Source organism: Erythrobacter colymbi (assembly GCF_002155685.1).
Classification (GTDB): Bacteria; Pseudomonadota; Alphaproteobacteria; order Sphingomonadales; family Sphingomonadaceae; genus Erythrobacter; species Erythrobacter colymbi.
In genome coordinates this window covers 150,423-172,487 of sequence record NZ_MUYK01000004.1, presented here as the reverse complement: position 1 = coordinate 172,487, position 22,065 = coordinate 150,423, and the positions used below count along the sequence as shown (strand labels likewise).

22 protein-coding genes and 1 tRNA gene are annotated in these 22,065 nt (G+C 66.6%); 13 read left to right on the top strand and 10 right to left on the bottom strand.

Annotation, left to right across the window (positions count from 1 at the left end; all coding sequences use genetic code 11):
- Nucleotides 1–35: 35 nt before the first annotated feature.
- Complete coding sequence (locus BZF57_RS21440; protein ID WP_169712957.1) at nucleotides 36–209, bottom strand: hypothetical protein; 174 nt, start codon at nucleotides 207–209, stop codon at nucleotides 36–38.
- A gap of 89 nt (nucleotides 210–298) precedes the next feature.
- Here BZF57_RS21440 and BZF57_RS10420 point away from each other — a divergent pair.
- Nucleotides 299–373: transfer RNA gene (locus BZF57_RS10420), tRNA-Thr, on the top strand.
- A 149-nt stretch (nucleotides 374–522) separates the two neighbouring features.
- On the opposite strand, the gene BZF57_RS10415 is transcribed toward BZF57_RS10420, so the two are convergent.
- Nucleotides 523–1,101: a hypothetical protein gene (locus BZF57_RS10415; protein ID WP_143738459.1), complete on the bottom strand. Its 579-nt coding sequence runs from the start codon at nucleotides 1,099–1,101 to the stop codon at nucleotides 523–525.
- Nucleotides 1,102–1,247: 146 nt separating this feature from the next.
- Between BZF57_RS10415 and BZF57_RS10410 the strand changes: the two genes are divergently transcribed.
- The 5 genes from BZF57_RS10410 to BZF57_RS10390 are packed head-to-tail and all read left to right on the top strand — an operon-like array spanning nucleotide 1,248 to nucleotide 4,612.
- Nucleotides 1,248–2,012: an SDR family NAD(P)-dependent oxidoreductase gene (locus tag BZF57_RS10410; protein WP_086737484.1), complete on the top strand. Its 765-nt coding sequence runs from the start codon at nucleotides 1,248–1,250 to the stop codon at nucleotides 2,010–2,012.
- A 28-nt stretch (nucleotides 2,013–2,040) separates the two neighbouring features.
- Nucleotides 2,041–3,009, top strand: coding sequence for a thiamine pyrophosphate-dependent dehydrogenase E1 component subunit alpha (locus BZF57_RS10405; protein ID WP_086737482.1), 969 nt, complete (start codon nucleotides 2,041–2,043; stop codon nucleotides 3,007–3,009).
- Nucleotides 3,009–3,995, top strand: a complete 987-nt coding sequence (locus tag BZF57_RS10400) for an alpha-ketoacid dehydrogenase subunit beta (protein WP_086737480.1) — start codon at nucleotides 3,009–3,011, stop codon at nucleotides 3,993–3,995. The genes BZF57_RS10405 and BZF57_RS10400 overlap by 1 nt, the downstream gene beginning before the upstream one ends.
- The gene (locus BZF57_RS10395; RefSeq protein ID WP_066532098.1) at nucleotides 3,996–4,229 is read left to right on the top strand and encodes a biotin/lipoyl-containing protein; all 234 of its coding nucleotides are present in this window, start codon (nucleotides 3,996–3,998) and stop codon (nucleotides 4,227–4,229) included.
- Nucleotides 4,226–4,612 (top strand): nuclear transport factor 2 family protein, encoded by a 387-nt coding sequence (locus BZF57_RS10390; RefSeq protein WP_086737478.1) that lies wholly within the window; start codon nucleotides 4,226–4,228, stop codon nucleotides 4,610–4,612. The genes BZF57_RS10395 and BZF57_RS10390 overlap by 4 nt, the downstream gene beginning before the upstream one ends.
- Nucleotides 4,613–4,618: 6 nt before the next feature.
- Here the strand turns inward: BZF57_RS10390 and BZF57_RS10385 are convergent, their stop codons facing one another.
- The gene (locus tag BZF57_RS10385; RefSeq protein ID WP_143738457.1) at nucleotides 4,619–5,263 is read right to left on the bottom strand and encodes a hypothetical protein; all 645 of its coding nucleotides are present in this window, start codon (nucleotides 5,261–5,263) and stop codon (nucleotides 4,619–4,621) included.
- Nucleotides 5,260–6,618, bottom strand: a complete 1,359-nt coding sequence (locus tag BZF57_RS10380) for a S41 family peptidase (RefSeq protein ID WP_206073240.1) — start codon at nucleotides 6,616–6,618, stop codon at nucleotides 5,260–5,262. The genes BZF57_RS10385 and BZF57_RS10380 overlap by 4 nt, the downstream gene beginning before the upstream one ends.
- A 185-nt stretch (nucleotides 6,619–6,803) precedes the next feature.
- Here BZF57_RS10380 and BZF57_RS10375 point away from each other — a divergent pair, with 185 nt between their 5' ends.
- Nucleotides 6,804–7,667, top strand: coding sequence for a sterol desaturase family protein (locus BZF57_RS10375; protein ID WP_086738028.1), 864 nt, complete (start codon nucleotides 6,804–6,806; stop codon nucleotides 7,665–7,667).
- Here the strand turns inward: BZF57_RS10375 and BZF57_RS10370 are convergent.
- The gene (locus BZF57_RS10370) at nucleotides 7,664–8,236 is read right to left on the bottom strand and encodes a TetR/AcrR family transcriptional regulator (RefSeq protein ID WP_169712956.1); all 573 of its coding nucleotides are present in this window, start codon (nucleotides 8,234–8,236) and stop codon (nucleotides 7,664–7,666) included. The genes BZF57_RS10375 and BZF57_RS10370 overlap by 4 nt on opposite strands.
- Before the next feature lie 98 nt (nucleotides 8,237–8,334).
- Between BZF57_RS10370 and BZF57_RS10365 the strand changes: the two genes are divergently transcribed.
- Nucleotides 8,335–8,559 carry a tautomerase family protein gene (locus BZF57_RS10365; RefSeq protein WP_086737474.1) on the top strand — a complete coding sequence of 75 codons (225 nt, stop codon included), beginning with the start codon at nucleotides 8,335–8,337 and terminating at the stop codon, nucleotides 8,557–8,559.
- A 5-nt stretch (nucleotides 8,560–8,564) separates the two neighbouring features.
- A complete protein-coding gene (locus BZF57_RS10360; RefSeq protein WP_086737472.1) occupies nucleotides 8,565–8,804 on the top strand; it encodes a hypothetical protein in 240 nt (79 codons plus the stop codon).
- Nucleotides 8,805–8,820: 16 nt separating this feature from the next.
- Here the strand turns inward: BZF57_RS10360 and BZF57_RS10355 are convergent, their stop codons facing one another.
- The 3 genes from BZF57_RS10355 to BZF57_RS10345 all read right to left on the bottom strand — a co-directional run bounded on the left by BZF57_RS10355 (nucleotide 8,821) and on the right by BZF57_RS10345 (nucleotide 12,530).
- On the bottom strand, nucleotides 8,821–9,381 hold the full coding sequence (locus BZF57_RS10355; protein WP_143738455.1) for a hypothetical protein: 561 nt from the start codon (nucleotides 9,379–9,381) through the stop codon (nucleotides 8,821–8,823).
- Between the two features lie 87 nt (nucleotides 9,382–9,468).
- Entirely contained in the window at nucleotides 9,469–10,092 is a 624-nt protein-coding gene (locus BZF57_RS10350; protein ID WP_086737468.1) for a M23 family metallopeptidase, read from the bottom strand.
- A gap of 80 nt (nucleotides 10,093–10,172) precedes the next feature.
- Nucleotides 10,173–12,530 (bottom strand): DUF305 domain-containing protein, encoded by a 2,358-nt coding sequence (locus tag BZF57_RS10345; RefSeq protein WP_086737466.1) that lies wholly within the window; start codon nucleotides 12,528–12,530, stop codon nucleotides 10,173–10,175.
- A gap of 286 nt (nucleotides 12,531–12,816) precedes the next feature.
- On the opposite strand from BZF57_RS10345, the gene BZF57_RS10340 reads away from it, so the two are divergent.
- Nucleotides 12,817–13,845, top strand: a complete 1,029-nt coding sequence (locus tag BZF57_RS10340) for a serine hydrolase (RefSeq protein ID WP_086737464.1) — start codon at nucleotides 12,817–12,819, stop codon at nucleotides 13,843–13,845.
- A gap of 100 nt (nucleotides 13,846–13,945) precedes the next feature.
- Here BZF57_RS10340 and BZF57_RS10335 read toward each other — a convergent pair whose 3' ends face one another.
- On the bottom strand, nucleotides 13,946–14,233 hold the full coding sequence (locus BZF57_RS10335) for a lipoprotein (RefSeq protein WP_086737462.1): 288 nt from the start codon (nucleotides 14,231–14,233) through the stop codon (nucleotides 13,946–13,948).
- A 233-nt stretch (nucleotides 14,234–14,466) separates the two neighbouring features.
- Here BZF57_RS10335 and polA point away from each other — a divergent pair, with 233 nt between their 5' ends.
- Entirely contained in the window at nucleotides 14,467–17,307 is a 2,841-nt protein-coding gene (gene polA, locus BZF57_RS10330) for a DNA polymerase I (RefSeq protein WP_086737460.1), read from the top strand.
- Between the two features lie 243 nt (nucleotides 17,308–17,550).
- On the opposite strand, the gene BZF57_RS10325 is transcribed toward polA, so the two are convergent.
- The gene (locus BZF57_RS10325) at nucleotides 17,551–19,857 is read right to left on the bottom strand and encodes a CDC48 family AAA ATPase (RefSeq protein ID WP_086737456.1); all 2,307 of its coding nucleotides are present in this window, start codon (nucleotides 19,855–19,857) and stop codon (nucleotides 17,551–17,553) included.
- A 481-nt stretch (nucleotides 19,858–20,338) separates the two neighbouring features.
- On the opposite strand from BZF57_RS10325, the gene BZF57_RS10320 reads away from it, so the two are divergent.
- Both BZF57_RS10320 and BZF57_RS21530 read left to right on the top strand, forming a co-directional pair.
- On the top strand, nucleotides 20,339–21,061 hold the full coding sequence (locus tag BZF57_RS10320; RefSeq protein WP_086737454.1) for a CoA transferase subunit A: 723 nt from the start codon (nucleotides 20,339–20,341) through the stop codon (nucleotides 21,059–21,061).
- Nucleotides 21,061–22,065: a type 1 periplasmic-binding domain-containing protein gene (locus BZF57_RS21530; RefSeq protein WP_206073239.1), complete on the top strand. Its 1,005-nt coding sequence runs from the start codon at nucleotides 21,061–21,063 to the stop codon at nucleotides 22,063–22,065. The genes BZF57_RS10320 and BZF57_RS21530 overlap by 1 nt, the downstream gene beginning before the upstream one ends.

Here is a 22,065-nt window from a genome sequence, read left to right as displayed (position 1 = left end):
TGGGATCGGTGAGCAACCAGCGAGAGCGGCGGGCGTTAGCCCTCGTCGGCGGAATTGGAAAGGGGCTGCGGACGATCCGAATCGCTCTCCGCACCGGCCACCGCCCGGGCCTGTGCCTTCCGCCGCCGCAGGTTCTCGCGCAGCTTGGCCGCGAGACGCTCCTCCCTTGCCTTGGCCGAAGACATATTCTTGCGAGGGTCTTCACTCATGCGAAACGCATTGCAGATATGTGATGCCCCCATCAACCCCCGCTTGACATTGCGAGGACGCGCGACAATAGGGCGCGCCTGTTTCCGGCGCTGCTGTAGCTCAGTGGTAGAGCGCACCCTTGGTAAGGGTGAGGTCGGGAGTTCAATCCTCCCCAGCAGCACCATTTCCGGCTGAAGGCCGGAAATGGAGTCTTTGCGGTTTCGCTCGCACCTCCGTGCGAGCGTCCTCCGGTGCTATTCCTCCACTTCGCTACGCTTCGTTCCGGGCACCTGCGGTCGCGCCTTCGCGCTTGCGGTCGCGGGGCGACCGAAATCATCCCCAAGTTGCCACGACCTTGGAAATTCCTTCGCTTATCTTTTCGCCAGCATCCTCAAGGTAGGTGCGCAATTCAGCCAGCGAGAAGACATCGCCGAAGAGATGTACAGTTTGGTCGTCGGCGTCGTAGACAATCGCCGTCATCTCTTTGACTTCGTCACGCCTATCGCCCGGCGGCGGCATATCAGAATGAACCACGAGTTCTATCGTCAAAAAAGGCCTAGGTGACGTCTCCGTCCAAGCGTCCAGTCTTTCGTCGATATGCTCTATGTGATTTCTGAGCCTTCGATCGCTGAGCCCGTGGCCTTCATCGAGGCCCGTAATCTCTCTCAAATGGGCGCCGCGCTCACCGTTTCGCGGGGGCCAGAATATGCGGGAGACATTTGCCGCCATTTGTAACCCCAAACGAATTCGATCAAAGGCGCGAAGGTTCTCTCGCACCTCGCCGCCTTGCTCCCTAACGATCCGCACTGCCGCAAGGGCCTCAACCTCTGCAAGATTATCGAGTGCTCTACGACATTCAGTCGCCGCAAAAGACAGCATGATAAAATCTCTATTGACCTCTGTGGCCATCATGCATTCTCCATCGGTTTCCATCGCAACGCTGCTGCTTCATTGGGGGGCGATGCTTTGCCCCTCAAACCCCCCAAAATTGACGATACGCCCCGCCCCCCCACTCCGCTATCCCCTCAGCCCACAACCGAAAGCCGGGGAGAGGCGCTATGGATCTGGGATTGAAGGGCAAGAAGGTCATCATGAACGGCGGGGCGCATGGCCTCGGGTTGCAATCCCTGAAGCTGTTCGCCGCCGAGGGCGCTGACGTTGCCTTCTTCAGCCGCAAGGAAGACAAGATCGCCGCCGCCGTCGCCGAGATCGACGCCGCCGGGCCAGGCAAGGTCTTCGCCGAGGTGTTCGACATGGCGAGCGGGACCGAGGCCTATCAGGCGTGGCTCGAGAAGGCCGTGGCGGAACTCGGCGGGTGCGACATCTTCGTTCACACCGCCAGCGCCTCGGGCACCGGCGGGGCGGGGGACTGGCAGGCGTGCCTCGACATGGACCTGAAGGGCGCGGCCTTCGCGGTCGAGACGTTGACGCCCTACCTCGAAGCCTCGGGCACCGGCTCGATCGTGATGCTGTCCTCGACCGCCGCGCTCGAGACCTTCATCGCCCCCAATCCCTTCAACGCGATCAAGGCCGCGCTGATCACCTATGCCTCGCAGCTTTCGCAGGCCTATGCCGCCAAGGGCATCCGCGTGAACACCGTCAGCCCCGGCGCGATCTACTACAAGGGCGGCAACTGGGAGATCATCGAGGAGCACATGAAGCCGCTCTTCGACGCCACCCTCGCCAAGATGCCCACCGGCCGCTTCGGCGAGCCGGTCGAGGTCGCCAAGGCGATCGTCTTCGTGGCGAGCCCGGCGGTGCCCTACATGACCGGCGCGAACATCGTGGTCGACGGCGGCTTCACCCAGCGCGTCCAGTTCTAAGTCTCACCTCTTCAAAAAGGCTGACATCATGTCCCAGATCGACCGCGACAAGCTGCTCGACATCTACACCCGCACGATGAAGGTGAACCGCACCGACGAGAAGTTCCGCGAGCTGCTGATGGGCGGCAAGGTCGCGGTGATGTATTACTGCGTGCGCGGGCAGGAGCTGGTCTCGGCGGCGGCGATGGCGGCGCTCGAGAAGGAGGACTACGTCGTCTGCACCTATCGCGGGCAGGGCGAGCAGACCGCCAAGGGCATCCCGATGGAGAAGTGGTGGGGCGAATGCCTCGGCAAGGCCACCGGCACCTGCAAGGGCAAGGGCGGCACCATGCACATCACCGATCCCGAGACGGGGATCATGGTGACGACCGGCGTGGTCGGATCGGGCCTGCCAATCGCCAACGGCCTCGCCATGGCGAGCCAGAACAATGGCGACGGGCGGGTGACGCTGGTGAGCTTCGGGGATGGCGCGGCCAATATCGGCGGCTTCCACGAAGCGATGAACATGGCCCAGCTCTACAAGCTGCCGGTGATCTTCCTGTGCCAGAACAACCGCTATGGCGAGCACACCGCCTATGCCGACCACACCGACAGCCCCAATATCGCGAGCCGCGCGGCGGGCTATGGCATGAAGGGCGTGACGGTTGACGGCAATGACGTCCACCAGATCTACCCCGCGGTGAAGGAAGCGGTCGACCGTGCCCGCCGCGGCGAAGGGCCGACGCTGGTCGAGGCGATGTGCTACCGCATGATGGGCCACTTCTTCGGCGCGGACTTCAGCTACATGCCGCCCGAACACATCGCCGAGATGAAGGCCGAGGACCCGCTGCCCAAGCTGCGCAAGGTGATGCTCGAGCACCAGTTCACCGAAGAGGAGCTCGACGCCATCGTCGCCGACATCGACGCGCAGATCAACGCGGCGGTCGAACACGCGCTCGCCGCGCCGCTGCCGGATACCGACGAAATCTACAAGGACGTGCTGGAGGAGACCGCCTGATGGCCCAGATCACCATGACCCAGGCGCTGAACCTCGCAATCGACGAGGCGATGGCCGAAGATCCGGGCGTGTTCTGCCTCGGCGAGGATGTGTCCGCCAAGCAGGGCGGCGGGGTGTTCAAGGTCACCTCGGGCCTGACCGAGAAGTATGGCGAACACCGCATCCGCGCCACGCCCATCAGCGAAACAGCGATTATCGGCGCCGCCGTCGGCGCGGCGCTCGCCGGCCAGCGCCCGATTGCCGAGATCATGCTGATGAACTTCGTCGGCGTGTGCATGGACCAGATCGTCAACCATGCGGCCAAGCTGCGCTTCATGAGCGGCGGGCAGACCCCCTGTCCGATGGTGATCCGCACCACCACCGGGGTCGGCGTCGGCTTTGGCGGGCAGCACTCGGATATGCTCGAAGCGTGGTTTGCGCACGTAGCGGGCATCCATGTGGTCACCCCGTCGAACCCCGCCGATGCGCGCGGGCTGATGCGGGCGAGCATCGACGCCAATGACCCGGTGATCTTCATCGAGAACATCCTGTGCTACGGCCTCAAGGCCGAGGACCCGGGCCCGGGCTACCGCGTCCCGCTGGGCAAGGCGGCGATTGCGCGCGAGGGCACCGACATCTCGATCATCACCTATGGCCGCACCGTGCTCGACGCGCTGGCGGTGGCCGATGATCTGGCCAAGGAAGGCATCTCGGTCGAGGTCGTCGACCTCAGAACCATCGCCCCCTATGACGAGGCGACCGTGCTCGCATCGGTCCGCAAGACCGGCCGCGCGCTGACGCTCCACGAAGCCGTCCGCCCCTTCGGCACCGGTGCGGAGATCGCCGCGAACATTCAGGAAAAGTGCTGGGACGTGCTGAAAGGCCCCGTCCGCCGCGTCGGCGGGACGTTCTCGGCCGTGCCCTTCGCCAGCCACCTCGAACAGGCGTGGATCCCGAACAAGGGCCAGATCATCGAACAGATCAAAGCAAGTATGGACAAGCTCTAAATGGCATCCGAAATCCGCATCCCCAAGCTCGGCATGAGCGCTGTCGAAATGACCCTCGTCGAATGGATGTTCGGCGATGGCGAGCGCGTGGAGAAGGGCGACATCATCTACACCGTCGAAACCGACAAGAGCACCACAGAGATCGAGGCGCAGGCTAGCGGCATCATCCGCCCCACCGGCGAGGAAGGCGCGGTCTACAAGGTGGGCGACCTGATCGGCACCATCGAAGAGTGAGCACGCCGCGCGAACTTCTGGCGAAGGTCTACGCCACCGCCGGCACCCGTGACTGGGACGCGGTCGAGGCGCTGATCCACCCCGATTTCGTGCTCTACGAGGCGAACTCGCTGCCTTTCGCGGGCGAGTGGCGGGGCAGGGACGCGCTCCAGCGCTGCGCTGCCGCGATGTACGGCACCTGGGCGAACGCCGATCTTCAAATCCTCGACTGCACGGGGGGCGAGACCCATGCGGTGATGGTGATCCGTCTTACCATGCACCCCAAGGACGGCTCGGCGCCCTTCACCCAGACGATCTGCGAGGCAGGCACCTTCGAGGACGGGCTGCTGCGCGAGCTTCGCATCCATTACTTCGACGCCGCCGAAGTCGCCGCGCGGGCATAAGGCGCGTCAGGAATCGAGCGGCTCGGTCCGCGCCTCGCCATCCGGCGCTGCGCAGCTATTCACCTCGCGGGGAATGTCCGCCTCGAGGCTCGATTGCCAGCACTGGTCGAACACCGAGCAATAGCAGGCCTCGACCGTCGCATTGAAACGCTCGCGGTCGATCGTCTTCCAGCGGGCGAGCCCCGGGGCATCGGCAGGCCGCGCCCAGGAGACCATTCTCCGCTTGTCGTTGGGGGCCAGCACGATCCGGTTGATCGAGCTCGACGTGAAAGTGATCGATCCCTTGCCGGTGGACCGCGCCCACGAGCCGACGCTGGAGAAGCTCTTGCCCTCATGCGAAATCCGGAACCAGACGATCCGCGCCGGTCCCGTGCCGACATTGGTCACAGTGAATTCGAGCTGCGGTTCGCCTGCGTCGCTGATGTTGCCGTGGTCATATTGCAGCACCGGCGTCGATTGCGCGCGCACCAGCCGCTCGTTCTCGCGGACCAGAGCTTCCATCGTGTGCCCGGTGTGAAGCGCGACATAGAGCGATCCCGCGGACACCAAGAGAACCGCGACCGCCATCGCGATGTCGAACCAGCGGCCGGAGCCACCGCCATGCCCGTGGCCGTGGTGGTGGGTGTGCGGGGTTTCGGGCGCTTCGATCATCGCGGGCTCGCCTTGGCTGGGACTATCGGGATTGGCCATCGCTTGCCGGCTGACTTGGGCTTGAGTGCCGCCAACGCCCGGTCAAGCTGGGGATCGCCGTTCGCGGTCAGGTCGGCGATCAGCTGCGGCACCGCGATGTCGGGCGAAACGCCCACACCCTCGAAGGGGCGGCCATCGGGGAAAAATTCGCGCTTGGTCGAGATGCGGAAGGACATCTTCCATTTTGGCCATTTGACGAAGTAGGGCTGGCCGGTCGATCCACCTGTCGCCTCGCCCAGCAGCGGTCCGCGCTTGCCCGACTGGAATCGGATCACGAAATCCTCGCAGGCCGAGCCGCAGCCGCCGTCCATCAGCACCGCCATCGGCCCGGTGACGGGGTCGGCGGCGGGCTGAGTGCGTTCCGGGCCATAAAGGACGAAGAGGCGCGGCGGGGCTGCGGTGTCGAACGAGGCGTGGGCATCGTCCTCGGCGATGGTCATCGGCGTGTGGACGATGGTGCCGGCATAGGCGCGATCCATGATTGTTCGCAGCAACGCTTCCGGTGTGGTGCCTCCGCCGTTACCGCGCACGTCGAACAGGATGAGCGGCGCGCCCGCATGGGCCTTGACCGCCGCGATGGCTGCGGCTTCGAACTTGGGGTCGTCGAAGCTGGGGATGCGGATCACGACCACGCCATTGTCGCGGACGGTGGTCTCGACCTCGAAGGGCTTGCGCGCCGGGCGCCGCTCGCCCCGGGGGGCGGCCCGGTCGATATCGACGCTCTTGCCCGACGCGAGCCCGAGCCGGACCCGCTGCGGCACCAGCGCGCGGCCTTGTTGCAGCAAGAGCCGGTCCTGCGCACGCCTGTCGGATTGGCCGACGATGGCGCGAAGCGGCTCGACCCAGCTGTCCATCGCAACCCCGTCGACCGTTGCGATGACGTCGCCGGGCGAAACCTCGTCAATCCAGCTGGCGATAATGGTCCACTTGCCGCCGATGGGCCGTGCGATGAATGGCAGGAAGGGCTCGTCGTCGAGCACTTCGTCGTAGAAGGCACTGTGGCCATTGTTGAGGCTGGCGATCAGCCGCATCGTGGCGATGCTGAAGCTGCGGCGATCGGGTGCGGCGAGGGCTTCGGCCACGTAATCGGCAAACCGCGTATCCCAGTCGTAGTCCGGCGGCAGGCCCTCCCAATGCGCGAAGTAGCGCTTCACAACATGGTTGATCTGCGCGGCAACGACCACGCGGTCGGCCAGGGTCATTTCGCCCGCAGCCGCAGCGTCGACGGGTTTCCCGGCCTGCGCTTCCAGCGGCTGGAGGGGTGCAAGGCCACCTATGAGCAGTGCGAAAGCGCAAGCGATAGGCCGCAATTCCATATGCCAGCTCCCGATTTGAGGTTCGCCGCACTCCATATCTGATTATTGTCATTCGCGGTTGTCGAAAATTGCTGTCTATTCAATTGGACGCTTGGCCAACTCGACCCTCTGCGGAAAATGGCGTATTCTCGCGCTTGTCGGCCGCGCTCTAGAGATGCGGCCTGATCCGAATGGGGGAACATCCGGTGAAACAGTCGCTCGTCAACCTGCTGCCGCCTGCCACACTGGCAGCGATCCTCGCCTTCTGGGGCTTCGCCCCGCAGTCGGTGGTGGAATCCGCGTGGGCGCTGCCGGCAGTGGGGGTGGGGACGGTGGTCTTCGTCCAGCTCCTCGAATTCGTGTTCGAGCGGCATGAAGGCTGGCGCATGAACTGGCGCGAGTTCGCCACCGACATCTTCTACTTCGCGTTCTTCTTCTTCGTGATCGGCTGGCTCTCGGACACGCTGATCAACGGCCCGCTCGGCGAGCTCAAGCAGACGTGGGGCATCGGCACCCCGTGGCTGCCTGAGCTGCCCTTCCTGGTGCAGGCGATGTTCGCGCTGTTTCTGTTCGAGCTCGGCCAGTACTGGATGCACCGCGCGATGCACAACTGGACGCCGCTGTGGCTGACCCATGCGCCGCATCACCACATCACCCAGCTCAATGCGATGAAGGGCTATATCGGTAACCCGATCGAGCTGTTCCTGATCAGCATCGGCATCATCGCGCTGCTCGACATCGACTTGAACGCCCTGTTCGCCAGCTTCACCGTCGGCGGTGCGATCGCGATCTATGCCCACGCCAATGTCAGCGCCAATCCGCCGATCTGGTACGGGTTCTTCTTCACGACGATCCGCAACCACTCGCTTCATCACACCGCGACGAGCTACGAGGACACGCGCTGCAACTACGGCAACAGTGTGATCTTCTGGGACCGCGTGTTCGGCACCTACAAGGACGGCGAGAGCGCCATCGTCGGGCAGGACGACCGCAAGCGCCTGTCGATCTGGGAGCAGTGGACCTTCCCGCTGCGCCCCTTCCTCAAGAGCAAGGAAGCTGCCGAGGGCTAGGCCCGCGCCGCCAGTCGCGGCTGGAACAGCGCCGCGACGGCATCGAATGGCGCCTCGCTCGCCTGCACCCGTGCGAGCGTGCGCGCGCCTTCCAGCGCGGTGACCAGCGCAAGTGCGGCCTCGTCAGGGCGGGCGACTCCGCAGGCTGCGAAATGCCCGGCGATGGCGCCGATCCAGCTGGCAAAGCCCTCCTGCAACAGCGGCGTGATCGCTGGATCGCCCGGCGCGCGTTCGATCGCGATGTTCTGGAACACGCAGCCGAGCGCGTAGCCCGATTCCCGCATCTCGGTGGCGAAAGCGGCGCACAGCCGCGTCACGAAGCCCGAAGCATCGTCCGGCGTCGCCTGCGCAATCCCCCGGATTGCCGCCAGCCCGCGTGCGGCAAAGGCGGTGATCGCTTCAGCCGCGAGCTCGTCCTTCCCGCCGGGGAAGTGGAAATAGAACGAGCCCTTGGGCGCGCCGCTTTCGGCGATGATCTGGGCAAGGCCGGTGGCGGCATAGCCTTGGGTGCGGAACAGCTGTTCGGCGGTGGCAATGGCCTTGGAGCGGGCGTCGGAGGTGCGCGGCATGGCGCTGCCTTAGCATCTCCGGCTTGACCGATCTATGGCAATCGTCATACTATGGTGATCGCCATAGATTCGTGGCTGCAAGTGAAAGGTGAAATGCCATGCCGCTCGTCCAGATCTCCGTCCCCGCCGGATCGCTCACCCCCGAGCAGAAGTCGCAGATGGTCGCCAAGGTGACCGATGCCTGTGTCGAGGCCGAGGGCATCCCCGCCGTGCGCCAGTTCACCTGGGTGCACATCAACGAGGTGCCCGATGGCGGCTGGGGCATGGCCGGGCGGGCGCTGACGCTCGACCAGCTCAAGGCCGCGCTGGCGCCGAAGGGCTGACCGGGATGGCGGGCGATCTCCCCCTGTCGCGCCGCGCCTTGCTTGCGGGCAGCGCCATGACCTTCCTCATGGCGCTGCCCGCGGGCACTCTTGCGCATGGCCGCCGCGCAGGCCTTCCGCTGCTGGTGCAGGTCTCCTGGGGATCGCAGGAGCATGATACCTTGCAGCGCGCGCGGATCGTGACCGCGATCTTCGCCGCATTGGAGGGAAGTGCCAGATCGGCGTGGGTCCACGCCCGCGCCTAGCTGCCGCGCGAGGTGCTCAGAAACGCGCGGAGCGACCGCACAGGCGGTAATCGGCGAGACCCACCGGCGTGTCGAATTCGTTGGGCACCCACACCCGCCGCAAGCCCCAGCGACCGGTTTCGACCGGCAGGACGAGGCAATGTTTCTCCGGCTCGGGCTTTACGCCGACCTTGTCGTAGAGTGCCTCGTCCACATCCACGCTGACTAAGCGGCCGCCGTCCGGCACCCGAACCTTGAGCGAGAAGGGGCTCCCCCAACTGCGCGACCGGCGACCACGATCGCGCTTCTCGACCGGCAGCTCCACCATCTGCGGCTCGCTCGACACGCCGATGAAGGCCGCGCGTATCGTCAGCGAGTGCGACAGCATCACCGCGCCCATTATGCCGAGTATGATCAGGCCCGCAAAGCTGGCAATGGCGCGATAGCCCTGGTCAATCTTCTGGGCCGCGATGGCCTCGGCCGCGGCGAGGTATCCGGAAATCCCGCCGCACACGGCGACCACCACATAGATCGGAAACGGCAGGGAATCGCCCAGCGTCGTGCGCTCGAGGATCAGGCTCAGGAAAGCGAGCGCCATGAAGACGCAAAAAATTGCGAGATTCCAGCGCGGCCCCATGCTTGCACTCTATCCGAAGGCGGGGCGCAGACAATCGGGCGAGCGCGGCTAATCCCCCGCCAGCGCGCCCATCGCTTTCTGGTCCCAGCGGATCTGGAGCGGTGTCGCCCCGCGCGATGCGCCGACATGGACGTGGGGGGCATAGGAGGGGCCGTTGTTGCCGACCCGCGCAATCACCTGGCCCGCTGTCACCGTGTCGCCCAGCGCCACAGTGAAGTCCGTGAGGTGGGCCATCATGATGACCACGCCGTCCGCCCTGCGGATCTGGAGCAGTCCGGCAGGCGGCTTGCCGCGCGTGCCGGGCACGTTGACGTTCGGGTTAGGCAGCAGGCCGACGACTTCGCCGTCCACGGGGGCGAGCACTGCGGCACCCCAGGAATACCAGTCCTCATTGCGGCTGCCGTCACCCCGGTAGAGCCTGCCGAAGCCGCGATCGTGCCCCTGCGTCTCGCCGATGATCTGGCAATCGGTTCCCAGCGCATCGCCCGCGATGGATTCCTCCCCAGCGACATGCTCGCCGCACACGAAGGGCTCGCGGAACAGGGGGTGGAGCACCACCGCCTCGATCGGCCCCTCGGGTTCGACCGCGACGGGCGGCATCGTGAAGGCGGGGCGTGGAGCCGGAGCAGGCTCGGCTGCGGCAGCCAGTGCGAAAGCAACAATGTCGATCACTAGGCGCCCCCCGTCATGATGGCGGGAACCTAGCACGTCCGCCGCCGCAGGGACACCCGCGACGGCGGCACCGGATGTCGCTACTTCAGCTTGCGGCTCGCCTCGGCCGCCTTCACCACCGCCGCATCCCACGTCACGCGGGTCTGGGTCTGGGGGTTGAAGCGGTCGTCCTCATACTTCGCGGCGTTTGCGGCGGCGATCTCGGCCTTGGTCAGGAACTTGCTCGGCAGCAGCGAGAACACGTCGATCCCGCGGGTGATCTCGGTGCCGTAGATGTGGCCCTTGTACCAGTAGACCGACCAGTAGCCGCCCAGCACCATCTGCTTGGCGTCGATCGGGCCGCGGTCGAAGTACGCGATTTCCTTGGGGTTGGCGCTGTCGGTGAAGTCCATCACCGAAAGGCCGCCCTGATACCACGCCTGCGCGAACAGATCGCGGCCCGGGACCGGGATGATCGAGCCGTTGTGCGCGACGCAGTTCTCCTTGTCGGTCTGCGGGGCGGGCATCTTGTAGTGCGCGCGGAAGACGAGCTTGCCGTCCTTGATGTCGTAGATCGCGTTGGCGCCCCAGGTCTTGGGATCGCTCGCCTTGCAGCGCGGACGACCGCCGCCGCCCCATTCGTCGGTGAAGATCACCTTGGTGCCGTCATTGTTGAAGGTCGCCGAGTGCCAGTAGGCAAAGCCGGTGTCGGTGACGACGTCGAGGCGCTTGGGGTTCAGCGGATCGGCGATGTCGAAGATGATGCCGTTGCCCGAGCAGGCACCCGCCGCGAGCTTCAGTGCGGGGAAGACGGTGATGTCGTGGCACTGGTCGGTGCGCGAGGTGTTCTGGGTGCCGTCGCCGTGATCGCCGCCCTTCCACAGGCCTGCGATCTCGCCGGTCTTCTCGTCGGCGAAGACGCGCGGGCTCTTGACGATGCGCGCCTTGGAGGGATCGGCCAGCGGGATCTCGATCACGTCGATCGAGAACAGCGCGGTGCGGCTGTCGCCCGGGGTGCTGCCGACGCAGCCGGCCAGCTCCTCGCCGTCACGGATGCCTGCGGTGCCCGAGTTATAGACGATCAGGCGCGTGTCGTCGGCGCTGACGATCGAGTGGGTGTGGCTCCCCCGGCAGGTCTGCACCGCGCCGACCTGACGCGGGGCGGCAAGGTCTGAGATGTCGAAGATGCGCAGGCCGCGGAAGCGCTCGGGATTGACCTTGCCCGGCGCGCCCTCGAGCCCGCAGTCGAGCCGGCCGCGGGTCTGCTCGACGCTCATCACGAGGATGTTGCCGACCACCGAGACGTCGCCCTGCCCGCCGGGGCAGACGACCGAGCTCTTGAGGGTCGGGATGCCGTCCGCGCCCAGCTTGTAGATGTTGAACCCGTGATAGGAGCCCGCGACCATGACATCGCCGAAGAAGGCCATGTCGGTGTTGGCGAAATCGAGCAGCGGGCCGCGCTCGGCGAGATCGGTGAGGTCTTCCTCCTCGCGCGGGGGCGTGGCGGCGGCAACGGCGGTGCCGGCGGCAGGGGCGGCGCCGACGGCGGGGGCCGGGGCTGCGCCGGCAGCGGGTGCGGCTTCAGTGGCGGCGGCGGCCATTTCGGTTGCGACGGCATCGGCTGCGGCCGCGGTCGCCTCCTTCTCCGCCTCCTTGCCCTTCTTCTTCGGCTTGGGCAGGCGCAGCTCGGCCGGGTTGTCTGGGTTGAAGAAGCCGGCGGGTTTCTTGAGGGTCGCGATCTTGGTCAGGCCCAGGATCGCCTCGCCCGCGTTCTCGAAGCCTGCGGCAAGGCCCGAGCGCGGATCGGCCGAGAGACCGGCGAGCACCTTGTCCATCCGGCCGATCTCGGTCTTCTGCTCGCTCTCGACGTCACTGACGAACTGGAACAGCACGGGATCGGCGGCGGTGCCGTCCTCGTCGAACAGCTTTTCGACCATGTCGACCGCGCCATCGTGGTGGGCGATCATCAGGGTCAGGAACTGGCGGTCGAAATCGGCGCCCTTGGCAGCGGCAAGCGCCTTCATGTCTTCCGGCGAGGCCATGCCCTTCATCATGTGGTGAAGGTGTTCGCCGTGGCCCTTCATCGCCGGGTCTTCCACCGGCTCACCGCGCTCCTTCAGCCAGGTCTGCATGAAGGCGATCTCGTCGGCCTGCGAGGATTCGATGCGGCCGGCGATGGTGAGCAGCTCGGGGGTGTTGGTGCGGTCCTTGACCAGCTTCGCCATGTCGACCGCCTGCTGGTGGTGGACGATCATGTGCTGCATGAAGGCAACATCGGAGGGGGTGTAGCTCGCTTGCGCCAGCTTGGTCGCCTCGTCGGCCGAGAGCGTCTTGGAGGCCTGCCCGGGGGCGCCCGGCTTCACGATCGGAACGGCTTGCGCAAAAGCGACGCCCGAGGCGGAGAGCAGCAGGGCGGCAAGGCCGGCGCGCGCGGCGCGGCGGGTGGCGGTGTCGGTCATTACGATAGTCCCCTTGGATCAATGCTTGACCGTCAGAGTGCCGCGCGCAGGCTGGCAGTCAAGCCCACCGGCTACGGGGCAAGACGGGAATCGACGAAACTGCAATCCCGGTCGAGCAAGGACTTGGCCCGGTGCAAAGCCTCCGGCGAGCGCCTGCGCCCGCGCCCCTGTCGTTCGCCGCGCACCGTTTACCGCACGCGACCGAAAGAGCGCTTGCCGCGACGAATCGAGCGTGGCTAAGATTACCGTTAAGTCCCGCTAAACCCTGTCGGAGTAGCCTTAGCGCATGGCACGCCCCCGCTTCCTCGCCGCCCTTCTCGGCTTTGCCGCCTCCTTCGCGGCGCTGGCCGCCCCGGCTGCGGCACAGGACGATCTCGAAGCTACCTTCGACAGCACCTTTGGCACGCAGGCCCGTCAGCCGCAGAGCTTCGACGCGGTCTATGCCTCGACCTTCGAACAGCGCATCGCGCAGCTCGCCGATCCCTCGCTGGGCCGCATCGGCGTGGCGGCGGTTGATCTGGCGACGGGCGAAGAGGTGATGGTGCTGGGCGACCAGCTCTTCCCGATGGCCTCGACCAGCAAGGTGGCGATCGCCGCGACTTTTCTCGAGATGGTGGAGAAGGGGAAATACTCGCTCACCAGCGAATTTCCGCTGATGCTGCCGGTGGCCTCGGCCAAGTTCTCCTCGGCCAAGGCGCCGGTGCGCCCGGGGCAGTATCTCCCCGCGATCGACCTGATCGAGCTGATGATCACACGCTCCTCCAACCCCGCGACCGATGCGCTGCTCGCAGCCGTGGGCGGCCCGGCGGTGGTGAACGACTGGATCCGCCGCCAGGGGATCACCAATTTCTCGATCAACCGCGACATCGCCACGCTGGTGCGCGATGATGGCGAGTACAATCCGGCGAGCTACATCGACACGCGCGACGCGGCGACCCCGCGCACGATGGCGCGGCTGCTCGCTGGCATCTACCGCGGCGAATATCTCTCGGATTCGAGCCGCCAGGTGCTGCTCGGCTCGATGAGCCGCACCGTCACCGGCAAGCGCCGCATCCCGGCGCACATCCCGCTCGAAGCGCGGGTGAGCCACAAGACCGGCTCGCTCAGCAACACCTCGAGCGATATCGGCCTGATCGAATGTCCTGACGGGCGCGTGATCGCGGTGGCGATCTATGTCACCGGGCAGGGCACCAAGCAGGCGCGCGAGGAGCGGATCGCCGCCATCGCCCGTGCGCTCTACGACGGCTTTGCCGCCAAGGCGCAGGCCAACCCCACCCGCAACTGGGCGAGCGCACCCTACGCCACCGGCGGATAGGCGCTCGGCCAACCGGCCATACAAAAAGGGCGGCGCCGCAAGGCACCGCCCTTTTGCTTTGCCACCCCCCGCCGGTGAAAGCGGGGGCGTGCCCATCGGCTTACTCGGCCGCGTTTTCGGCGTCGTTGGCGACCTTCTCAGCCGCATCGCCGATGTCGTCGGCAGTCTTCTCGGCGGTGTCGGCAGCCTTGTCGGCGGCAGCTTCGACGCCGTCGGCGGTCTTGTCGGCAGCGTTCTCGATCGCGTCGCCCGCGCTGTCGGCGTTGGCTTCGGCGTCGGCGGCCATCGCGTCGACGGCTTCACCGGTCTCGTTCTCGGTCTTCTGGCTGCAAGCGGCGAGGCCCAGCGCCGAGGTGGCGATGGCGGCGGCGAGGATGATCTTGCGCATCGTGGAATTCCTTTATCCTGCGGTTGTCACGCGGCCCGGATGGGACGCGCCGACCGGGTTCTCTCTCGTCCGGTTCAAGCCCCAAGCTAAGTTGCGCTGCGGGGAGAGACAAGCGGAATAAGGCACGCCGCCGCAGTTCTGCCCCAATTTCGCCACAATTGGCGAACGTTTCACCGCAAGTTCCCCTGCGCCAAAACCCTGTCCCCGCGCCGCCGCGCCTGCTAGCAGGCGGCATGGCCGATAAGCAGCATCTCTATCTCGTCGACGGATCGTCCTACATCTTCCGGGCCTATCACCGCCTGCCCCCGCTGACGAACCCCGAGGGGACGCCGGTGGGCGCGGTCTATGGCTACACCACGATGCTGTGGAAGCTGGCGAGCGATCTCGACGCGGCTGACGGCCCCACGCACCTTGCGGTGATTCTCGACGCCAGCGGCGTCAGCTTCCGCAATGAAATTTACGAGCACTACAAGGCCAACCGCCCCGAGCCGCCCGAGGACCTCAAGCCGCAGTTCCCCCTGATCCGCGACGCCACCCGCGCCTTCAGCCTGCCGTGCATCGAGGTCGAGGGGCTGGAGGCGGACGACCTCATCGCCTCCTACGCGCTCGAAGCCCAGCGGCGGGGATGGGACGTCACCATCGTCTCTTCCGACAAGGACCTGATGCAGCTGATCTCGGAAGTGGACGGGGCCCGGATCGACATGCTCGACACCATGAAGAACCAGCGCATCTGGCTGGAGGAGGTCGAGGAGAAGTTCGGCGTTGGCCCCGAGCTGGTCGGCGACGTGCTGGCGCTGATGGGCGATGCGGTCGACAACGTGCCGGGCATCTACGGCATCGGGCCCAAGACCGCGAGCAAGCTGATCGCCGAGCACGGCTCGCTCACCGCGGCGCTCGATGCGGCGGAGGGGATGAAGCCCTCCAAGCTGCGCGACCGGCTGATCGAGGGGCGAGGCGATGCGGAACTCTCCAAGGTGCTGGTCACGCTCAAGGACGATTGCGACCTGCCACAGCCGCTCGAGGAGATGAAGCTCGGCCCCGTGCCGCCCGAGCCGCTGGCCGTTTTCCTCCAGACCCACGGCTTCACCTCGCTGCTGCGGCGGCTCGATGCAGGCCACGGCAGCCCGTCACGCCCGACCGATCTCAACCCGGCCAAGCCCACCACCGCCAGCGCCGCCGCGCCTGCCGGGGGCGAGGGCAACCGCCAGCCGATCCCCGAGTTCCCGGCGGTCGATCACACCGCCTACGAGACCGTGCAGACGCTCGAGAGGCTCGAAGCCTGGGTCGCCCGCGCCCGCGCCGCGCAGGCCGTTGCGGTGGATACCGAGACCACGTCGCTCGATGCGATCCGCGCCGATCTCGTCGGGGTGAGCCTCGCGCTTGGCCCGAACGATGCCTGCTACATTCCGCTCGGCCACGGCGGGACGGACATGTTCGCGCAGAAGCCAGAACAAGTGCCGCTCGCCGACGCCATCGCCGCGCTTAAGCCGCTGCTGGAGGACGATGCGGTCCTCAAGATCTTCCAGAACGGCAAGTACGACCTCAACGTGCTCGCCCGTCAGGGGATCATGGTCGCGCCGATCGACGATACGATGGTCATCAGCTTCGATCTCGACGCGGGGCGCGGCGAGGACGGGATGGGGGGCGGCCACGGGATGGACGAACTCTCGCAGCGCCATCTCGGCCACACGCCGATCCCGTTCAAGGACCTGTGCGGCACCGGCAAGAAGGCGATCAGCTTTGCCGAAGTTCCGCTCGACCGCGCGACCGCCTATGCCGCCGAGGATGCCGACATCACCTGGCGGCTCCACGCGCACCTCAAGCCGCGCCTGACGGTCGAGGGCGGGGCACGCATCTACGAGCGGGTCGACCGCCCGCTGATCCCTGTCGTCGCCGGCATGGAGCGCGAGGGCATCAAGGTCGACCGGGCGCGGCTGGCGAAGCTATCGGAGGAATTCTCGGTCGAGATCGGACGCTTGGAAGGCGAGATCCACGCCGTCGCCGGGCAGGAATTCACCGTCGGCAGCCCCAAGCAGCTGGGCGAAATCCTGTTCGACAAGCTCGGCTACAAGGGCGGCAAGAAGGGCAAGACCGGGCAATATTCGACCGACGTTTCGGTGCTCGAAAAGCTCGCTGCGGAAGGCGCGCCGATTGCGCGGCTGGTGCTGGAATGGCGGCAGCTGGCCAAATTGAAGTCGACCTACACCGATGCGCTGCAGGCCGCGATCAACCCCGATACGGGCCGCGTCCACACCAGCTATAGCCTCGTCGGCGCGCAGACCGGGCGGCTCTCCTCGACCGATCCGAACCTCCAGAACATTCCGATCCGCACCGCGATCGGCCGCCAGATCCGCGAGGCTTTCGTGCCCGAGGACGGCAATGTCCTGCTTGCCGCCGACTATTCGCAGATCGAACTGCGGCTTGCGGCACACATGGCCGATGTGCCGAGCCTCAAGGAGGCCTTCGCCGCGGGCGAGGACATCCACGCCCGCACCGCCCAGGAGATGTTCGGCGAGGTCACCCGCGACACCCGCGGCCGCGCCAAGACGATCAACTTTGCGATCCTCTACGGCATCAGCCGCTGGGGCCTCGCCGCGCGGCTCGAAGTGCCGCCCGAGGAAGCCCAGGCGATGATCGACACCTATTTCCAGCGCTTCCCCGGCATCCAGCGCTATATCCACGAAACGCTCGAGACGGTGCGGGCCAAGGGCTATTCCGAGACGCTTTTCGGCCGCAAGACGTGGTTCCCGCGGATCAATTCCAAGAACCAGGCCGAGCGGCAGGGCAGCGAGCGCGCGGCGATCAACGCGCCGATCCAGGGCACCAGCGCCGACATCATCAAGCGCGCAATGGCGCGGATGCTCCCGGCGCTGGCCGAGGCGGGCCTCTCCGATGTGCGCATGCTATTGCAGGTGCACGACGAACTGGTGTTCGAACTGCCAGAGCATCGAGTCGAGGCTGCGACGCCGATCATCCGGCAGGTGATGGCCGAGGCGGCCTTGCCATCGGTGGAGCTGACAGTGCCGCTCGGGGTCGAAATCGGCACTGGTCTCAGCTGGGATGCGGCGCATTAGGCGGACAAAGCGGACACCGTGTCCGCTTTGCTCTGCCCCACTATCCCGCTGAATATAAGAATTATTTGGCGAAATCCGCCAAGCGGACGGACACGGGCGCGCCAGCGGAAACGCTCGCAGACCGCGACCATCCGGCTGCATAGCGCCGTTTTTCTGACTTAGGGGTTCAACGATGCGAAAGAGCGGGCGGTCGCAACCTATGCGGCTCTTGCCGTGTAGGAAACCGCCCGCGCTTCGCCCGCATCAATCGTGCTTCTTCTCGCGCGTGGGCTTCAGCATCTCGGGCGAGAAGAACCCGATCGGCTGCACCGCCGCCGCGCGCTTTTTCAGCTCGCCGCGCATCTTGAGGTATTCGTCCTCCATCTCGACCGTCACGGTCGCGCGCGAATCCTTGAGCGCGGCGTCGAAATCTCGGCCCTCGACCGCGCTGACTTTCCCGCCCACGCGGCGCAGCGCGGCAAGGCCGGCGCGGCGCACGAGGTCTTCGAGGTCGGCGCCGGTGAAGCGCTCGGTCTCGGCGGCCAGTTTCGCCAGATCGACGTCATCGCCGAGCGGCATCTTGGCGGTGTGGATGCCGAGGATGTGCTCGCGGCCAGCCCTGTCGGGGGTGCCGACGTACACCAGCTCGTCGAAGCGGCCCGGGCGCAGCAGCGCGGGGTCGACCAGCGTCGGCCGGTTGGTGGCGCCGATCACGACGACCGATTGCAGCTCCTCGAGCCCGTCCATCTCGGCGAGGATGGTGTTGACCACCCGGCCCGTGACCTGCGGCTCGCCCTGACCCGAGCCGCGCGCGGGCACCAGCGAATCGATCTCGTCGATGAAGACGACGCAGGGCGCGACCGCGCGGGCGCGGGCGAAGAGGCGCGCGATCTGCTGCTCGCTCTCGCCATACCACTTGGACAGGAGGTCCGAGGACTTCATCGAGATGAAGTTCGCCTCGGCCTCCTTGGCGACGGCCTTGGCGAGCAGGGTCTTGCCCGTCCCCGGCGGGCCATAGAGCAGGAAGCCCTTGGCCGGACGGATGCCGAGGCGGCGGAACGCATCGGGGTTCTTGAGCGGCAGCTCGATCCCCTCCTTCAGCCGGTCGATCGCCTCGCCCGCGCCGCCGATGTCGTCCCATGCGACATTGGGCACCTGTACCATCACCTCGCGCATCGCCGAGGGCTGGACGCGCTTCAGGGCGGCGAGGAAATCGTCGCGGCAGACATAGAGGTCGTCGAGCACGTCCTGCGGGATGGTGCGTTCGTCGAGGTCGAGGCGCGGCATGATCCGGCGCACGGCCTCGATCGCGGCCTCGCGGGCGAGTGCGGCGATGTCCGCGCCGACGAAGCCGTGGGTGACGCGCGCGAGTTCATCGAGGTCGAGGCCCTCGCCCATCGGCATGCCGCGGGTGTGGATGCCGAGAATCTCGCGCCGCCCGCGCTGGTCGGGCACGCCGATCACGATCTCGCGGTCGAAGCGGCCGGGTCGGCGCAGCGCCTCGTCGATCGCGTCGGGCCGGTTGGTGGCGGCGATCACGACGAGGTTGGCGCGCTTTTCCAGCCCGTCCATCAGGGTGAGCAGCTGGGCGACGAGGCGCTTTTCCGCCTCGCCCGGCACCTGGGTGCGCTTGGGAGCGATCGAATCGATCTCGTCGATGAAGATGATCGCGGGCGCGGCGCGGGTCGCCTCCTCGAACACCTCGCGCAGGCGCTTTTCCGATTCGCCGTAGCCCGAGCCCATGATCTCGGGCCCGTTGATGATGAAGAATTCGGCGTCCGATTCGTTCGCCACCGCCTGTGCGAGGCGGGTCTTGCCGGTGCCCGGCGGGCCGTGGAGCAGCACGCCTTTGGGCGGCTCGACCCCGAGGCGGATGAACAGTTCGGGGTAGCGCAGCGGCAGCTCGACCATTTCGCGCAGGGCACGGATGGTCTCTTCCATGCCGCCGACATCGTCATAGTTGACCACGGCGCGGCCATCGCGCGGGTCCTCGAACTCGGCGCGCAGCTCGACCTCGGTGTTCTCGTCGATATGGACGAGGCCCTTGGGGCTGGTCGAGGCGACGGTGAGGCGGATCTGGGTGAGGGCATAGGCCGGCGCTCGCAGGAGCTGGCGCACGTCGGCGGGCATGTTCTGCACCGGCTGCTGGCCGGTGGTCGCAACGAGGTCGCCTGCCACCAGCGGGCGGCGGAAGAAGTTGCGCTTCAGCGCCTGGGTCGGCCCCTGCAGGCGCATTTCGCGCTGCGCGGGGGCGAAGACCACGCGGGTGGCCGGGCGCGATTCGCCGCGCGCGATCTCGACATGCTCGCCCGACCCCCCTTGCGCATTGGCGCGCTGGAGACCGTCGAGGCGGACCACGTCGAGCGCGTCATCCTCGGGGTAGGCGGCCATGGCGATGGCGGCGGTGGTGCGCTTGCCGCGGATTTCGACCACGTCGCCCTCGGTGATGCCGAGCTTCTGGAAGGCCGAGCGCGGCATGCGGGCGATCCCGGCGCCCGATTCTTCCTGGCGCGCAGGCGCGACCTGGAGCCTGACGGTGCGTGTCGGTGTGGCGGTTTCGGCGTCTGCCATGGGCGTTCCTGTTCAAGCGGTGTGGCCGCAAAGCTAGGAACGGGGGCAGATGAATGCAATCGGCGACGGGCCGCGGCGAGGCCGGAACGCGATAGCGCTACCGGGCAAGAAAAAAGCCCGGCTACGAGAGCCGGGCTTGAAAAGTTTGGGAGAGGATGCCTGAAAGGCACCTCCCAAATGGCGGATTGGGCCGGATTGTGCAAGTGCGAAAGCCGCATATTAACTTGCAAAGAATGCAATTAATCCCCGATATGGTGCAGAATTGTGCGCAAACTTGCATATTTCTGCCCATTTTGGAGGCAGACGCTCAAAGTTTGGGCAAATTTCGCCTTTGTGACGGTTTTGCGTCGCAACATGAAAGTTGATTCGACTCTGTCCGTCGCGCGGGCGTGACAGCGCCCCCCGAACGCTCTAATCATCGCTTCGATCCCGAGGAGAGGGGTTGCTCTCGCGCGACAATGACAAGAGGCAGGATCCTGCAATGACCAAGCTTTACCCCGACGCCGCCAGCGCGCTCGCCGGTGTGCTGCGCGACGACATGCTGATCGCGGCCGGCGGCTTCGGCCTGTGCGGCCTGCCCGAAAGGCTGCTCGATGCGATCCGCGATTCGGGCGTGAAGAACCTCACCTTCGCCAGCAACAATGCCGGGATCGACAACGAGGGCATCGGCAAGCTGCTGCGCACCCGGCAGGTGAAAAAGATGATCAGCTCCTATGTCGGCGAGAACAAGGAGTTCGAGCGGCAGTATCTCGCGGGCGAACTCGAGGTCGAGTTCTGTCCCCAGGGCACGCTCGCCGAGCGGATGCGGGCAGGGGGCGCGGGGATCCCCGGCTTCTACACCCGCACCGGCGTCGGCACCGAAGTCGCCAAGGGCAAGGAGCACAAGGACTTCCCCGACCGTGACGGGGTGATGCAGACCTATATCCTCGAGCAGGGGATCTTCGCCGACCTCGCCATCGTGAAGGCGTGGAAGGCGGACACCACCGGCAACCTCGTGTTCCGCAAGACCGCGCGCAACTTCAACCTGCCGGCGGCGACCTGCGGCAAGATCTGCGTCGCAGAGGTCGAGGAGGTGGTGCCCGCAGGCAGCCTCGATCCCGACCAGATCCATCTGGCAGGCGTGTTCGTGAACCGCATCGTGCTCGGCGCGCCCTACGACAAGAAGATCGAATTCCGGACCGTGCGGGAGAGGGAGACCGCGTGATGGACAAGAGACTGGCCACATTGCCGCTGCTGCTGCTGGCGGGACCTTCGCTTTCGGGCTGCGTGGCGGCCGCGATTCCGGCGCTGGCGGGATCGGCGGTATTCGGATCGCGCGTAGTGGATGGGGATGGCTCCGAACCCGCACCAGCACCAGCACCAGCACCAGCACCGGCACCGGCACCGGCGCCGGTACCGATCGCTACGCCTGCGCCTGAGCCGACGCCGCAGACACGCACGGTAATCGTGAACATCACGCCCCCTCCGTCGCCTGCGCCCGCACCCGCGCCGGCTCCTGCACCGACCCCGGCCCCGACGGTCGTGACCGCGCCTCCGCCGCCGCCGGTTACCGCGCCGAGCCCGAAACCGGGCCCCGCGCCTGTCGCCACCGCCGCGCCGCTGCCGCCTGCGGCAGCCTATCCCGATCCTGCCCGGCCGCTGGCCCCCGAGCAGGCAAGCTTCGCCCGCTTCGTGCGCTACACGCAGGCCGCCGCGCGCCAGGCTGCGGGCGGGGCGGAGCTGCCCTCGGCGATCCTCAGCGATCCCGTCGCGCTCGACGGCAAGCGCCGCCGCTGCGCCGCGGGCGAGCAGCCGGTCGCGATCATCGATCTCGATCCCGCGGGCGGCACCTTCGCCATTCCCGCGAGCCCGCCCAAGCAGGCCAATCTGGCGCTCGGCCTTGCCGTGCTGCGCGAGGCGGGGGTGGAGATCGCGTGGCTCTCCGACCTGTTCACCACCCAGTCCGGCGCGCTGCGCACCGCGCTCGAACAGTCCGGCCTCGATCCGCGCGGGCAGGACATCATCTCGCTCCGCCGCGACGAGACCGACACCAAGGACCAGCGCCGCGCCAGCCTCGCCGCGATCACCTGCGTCATCGCCATCGCGGGCGACGAGCGGCCCGATTTCGATTCCCGCTTCAAGTATCTGAAGAACCCCGAAGCCGGGGCTGGGATCGAGCCGATCATCGGCGACGGCTGGTTCCTGATCGAACCGCTGCTCGGCAAGTAG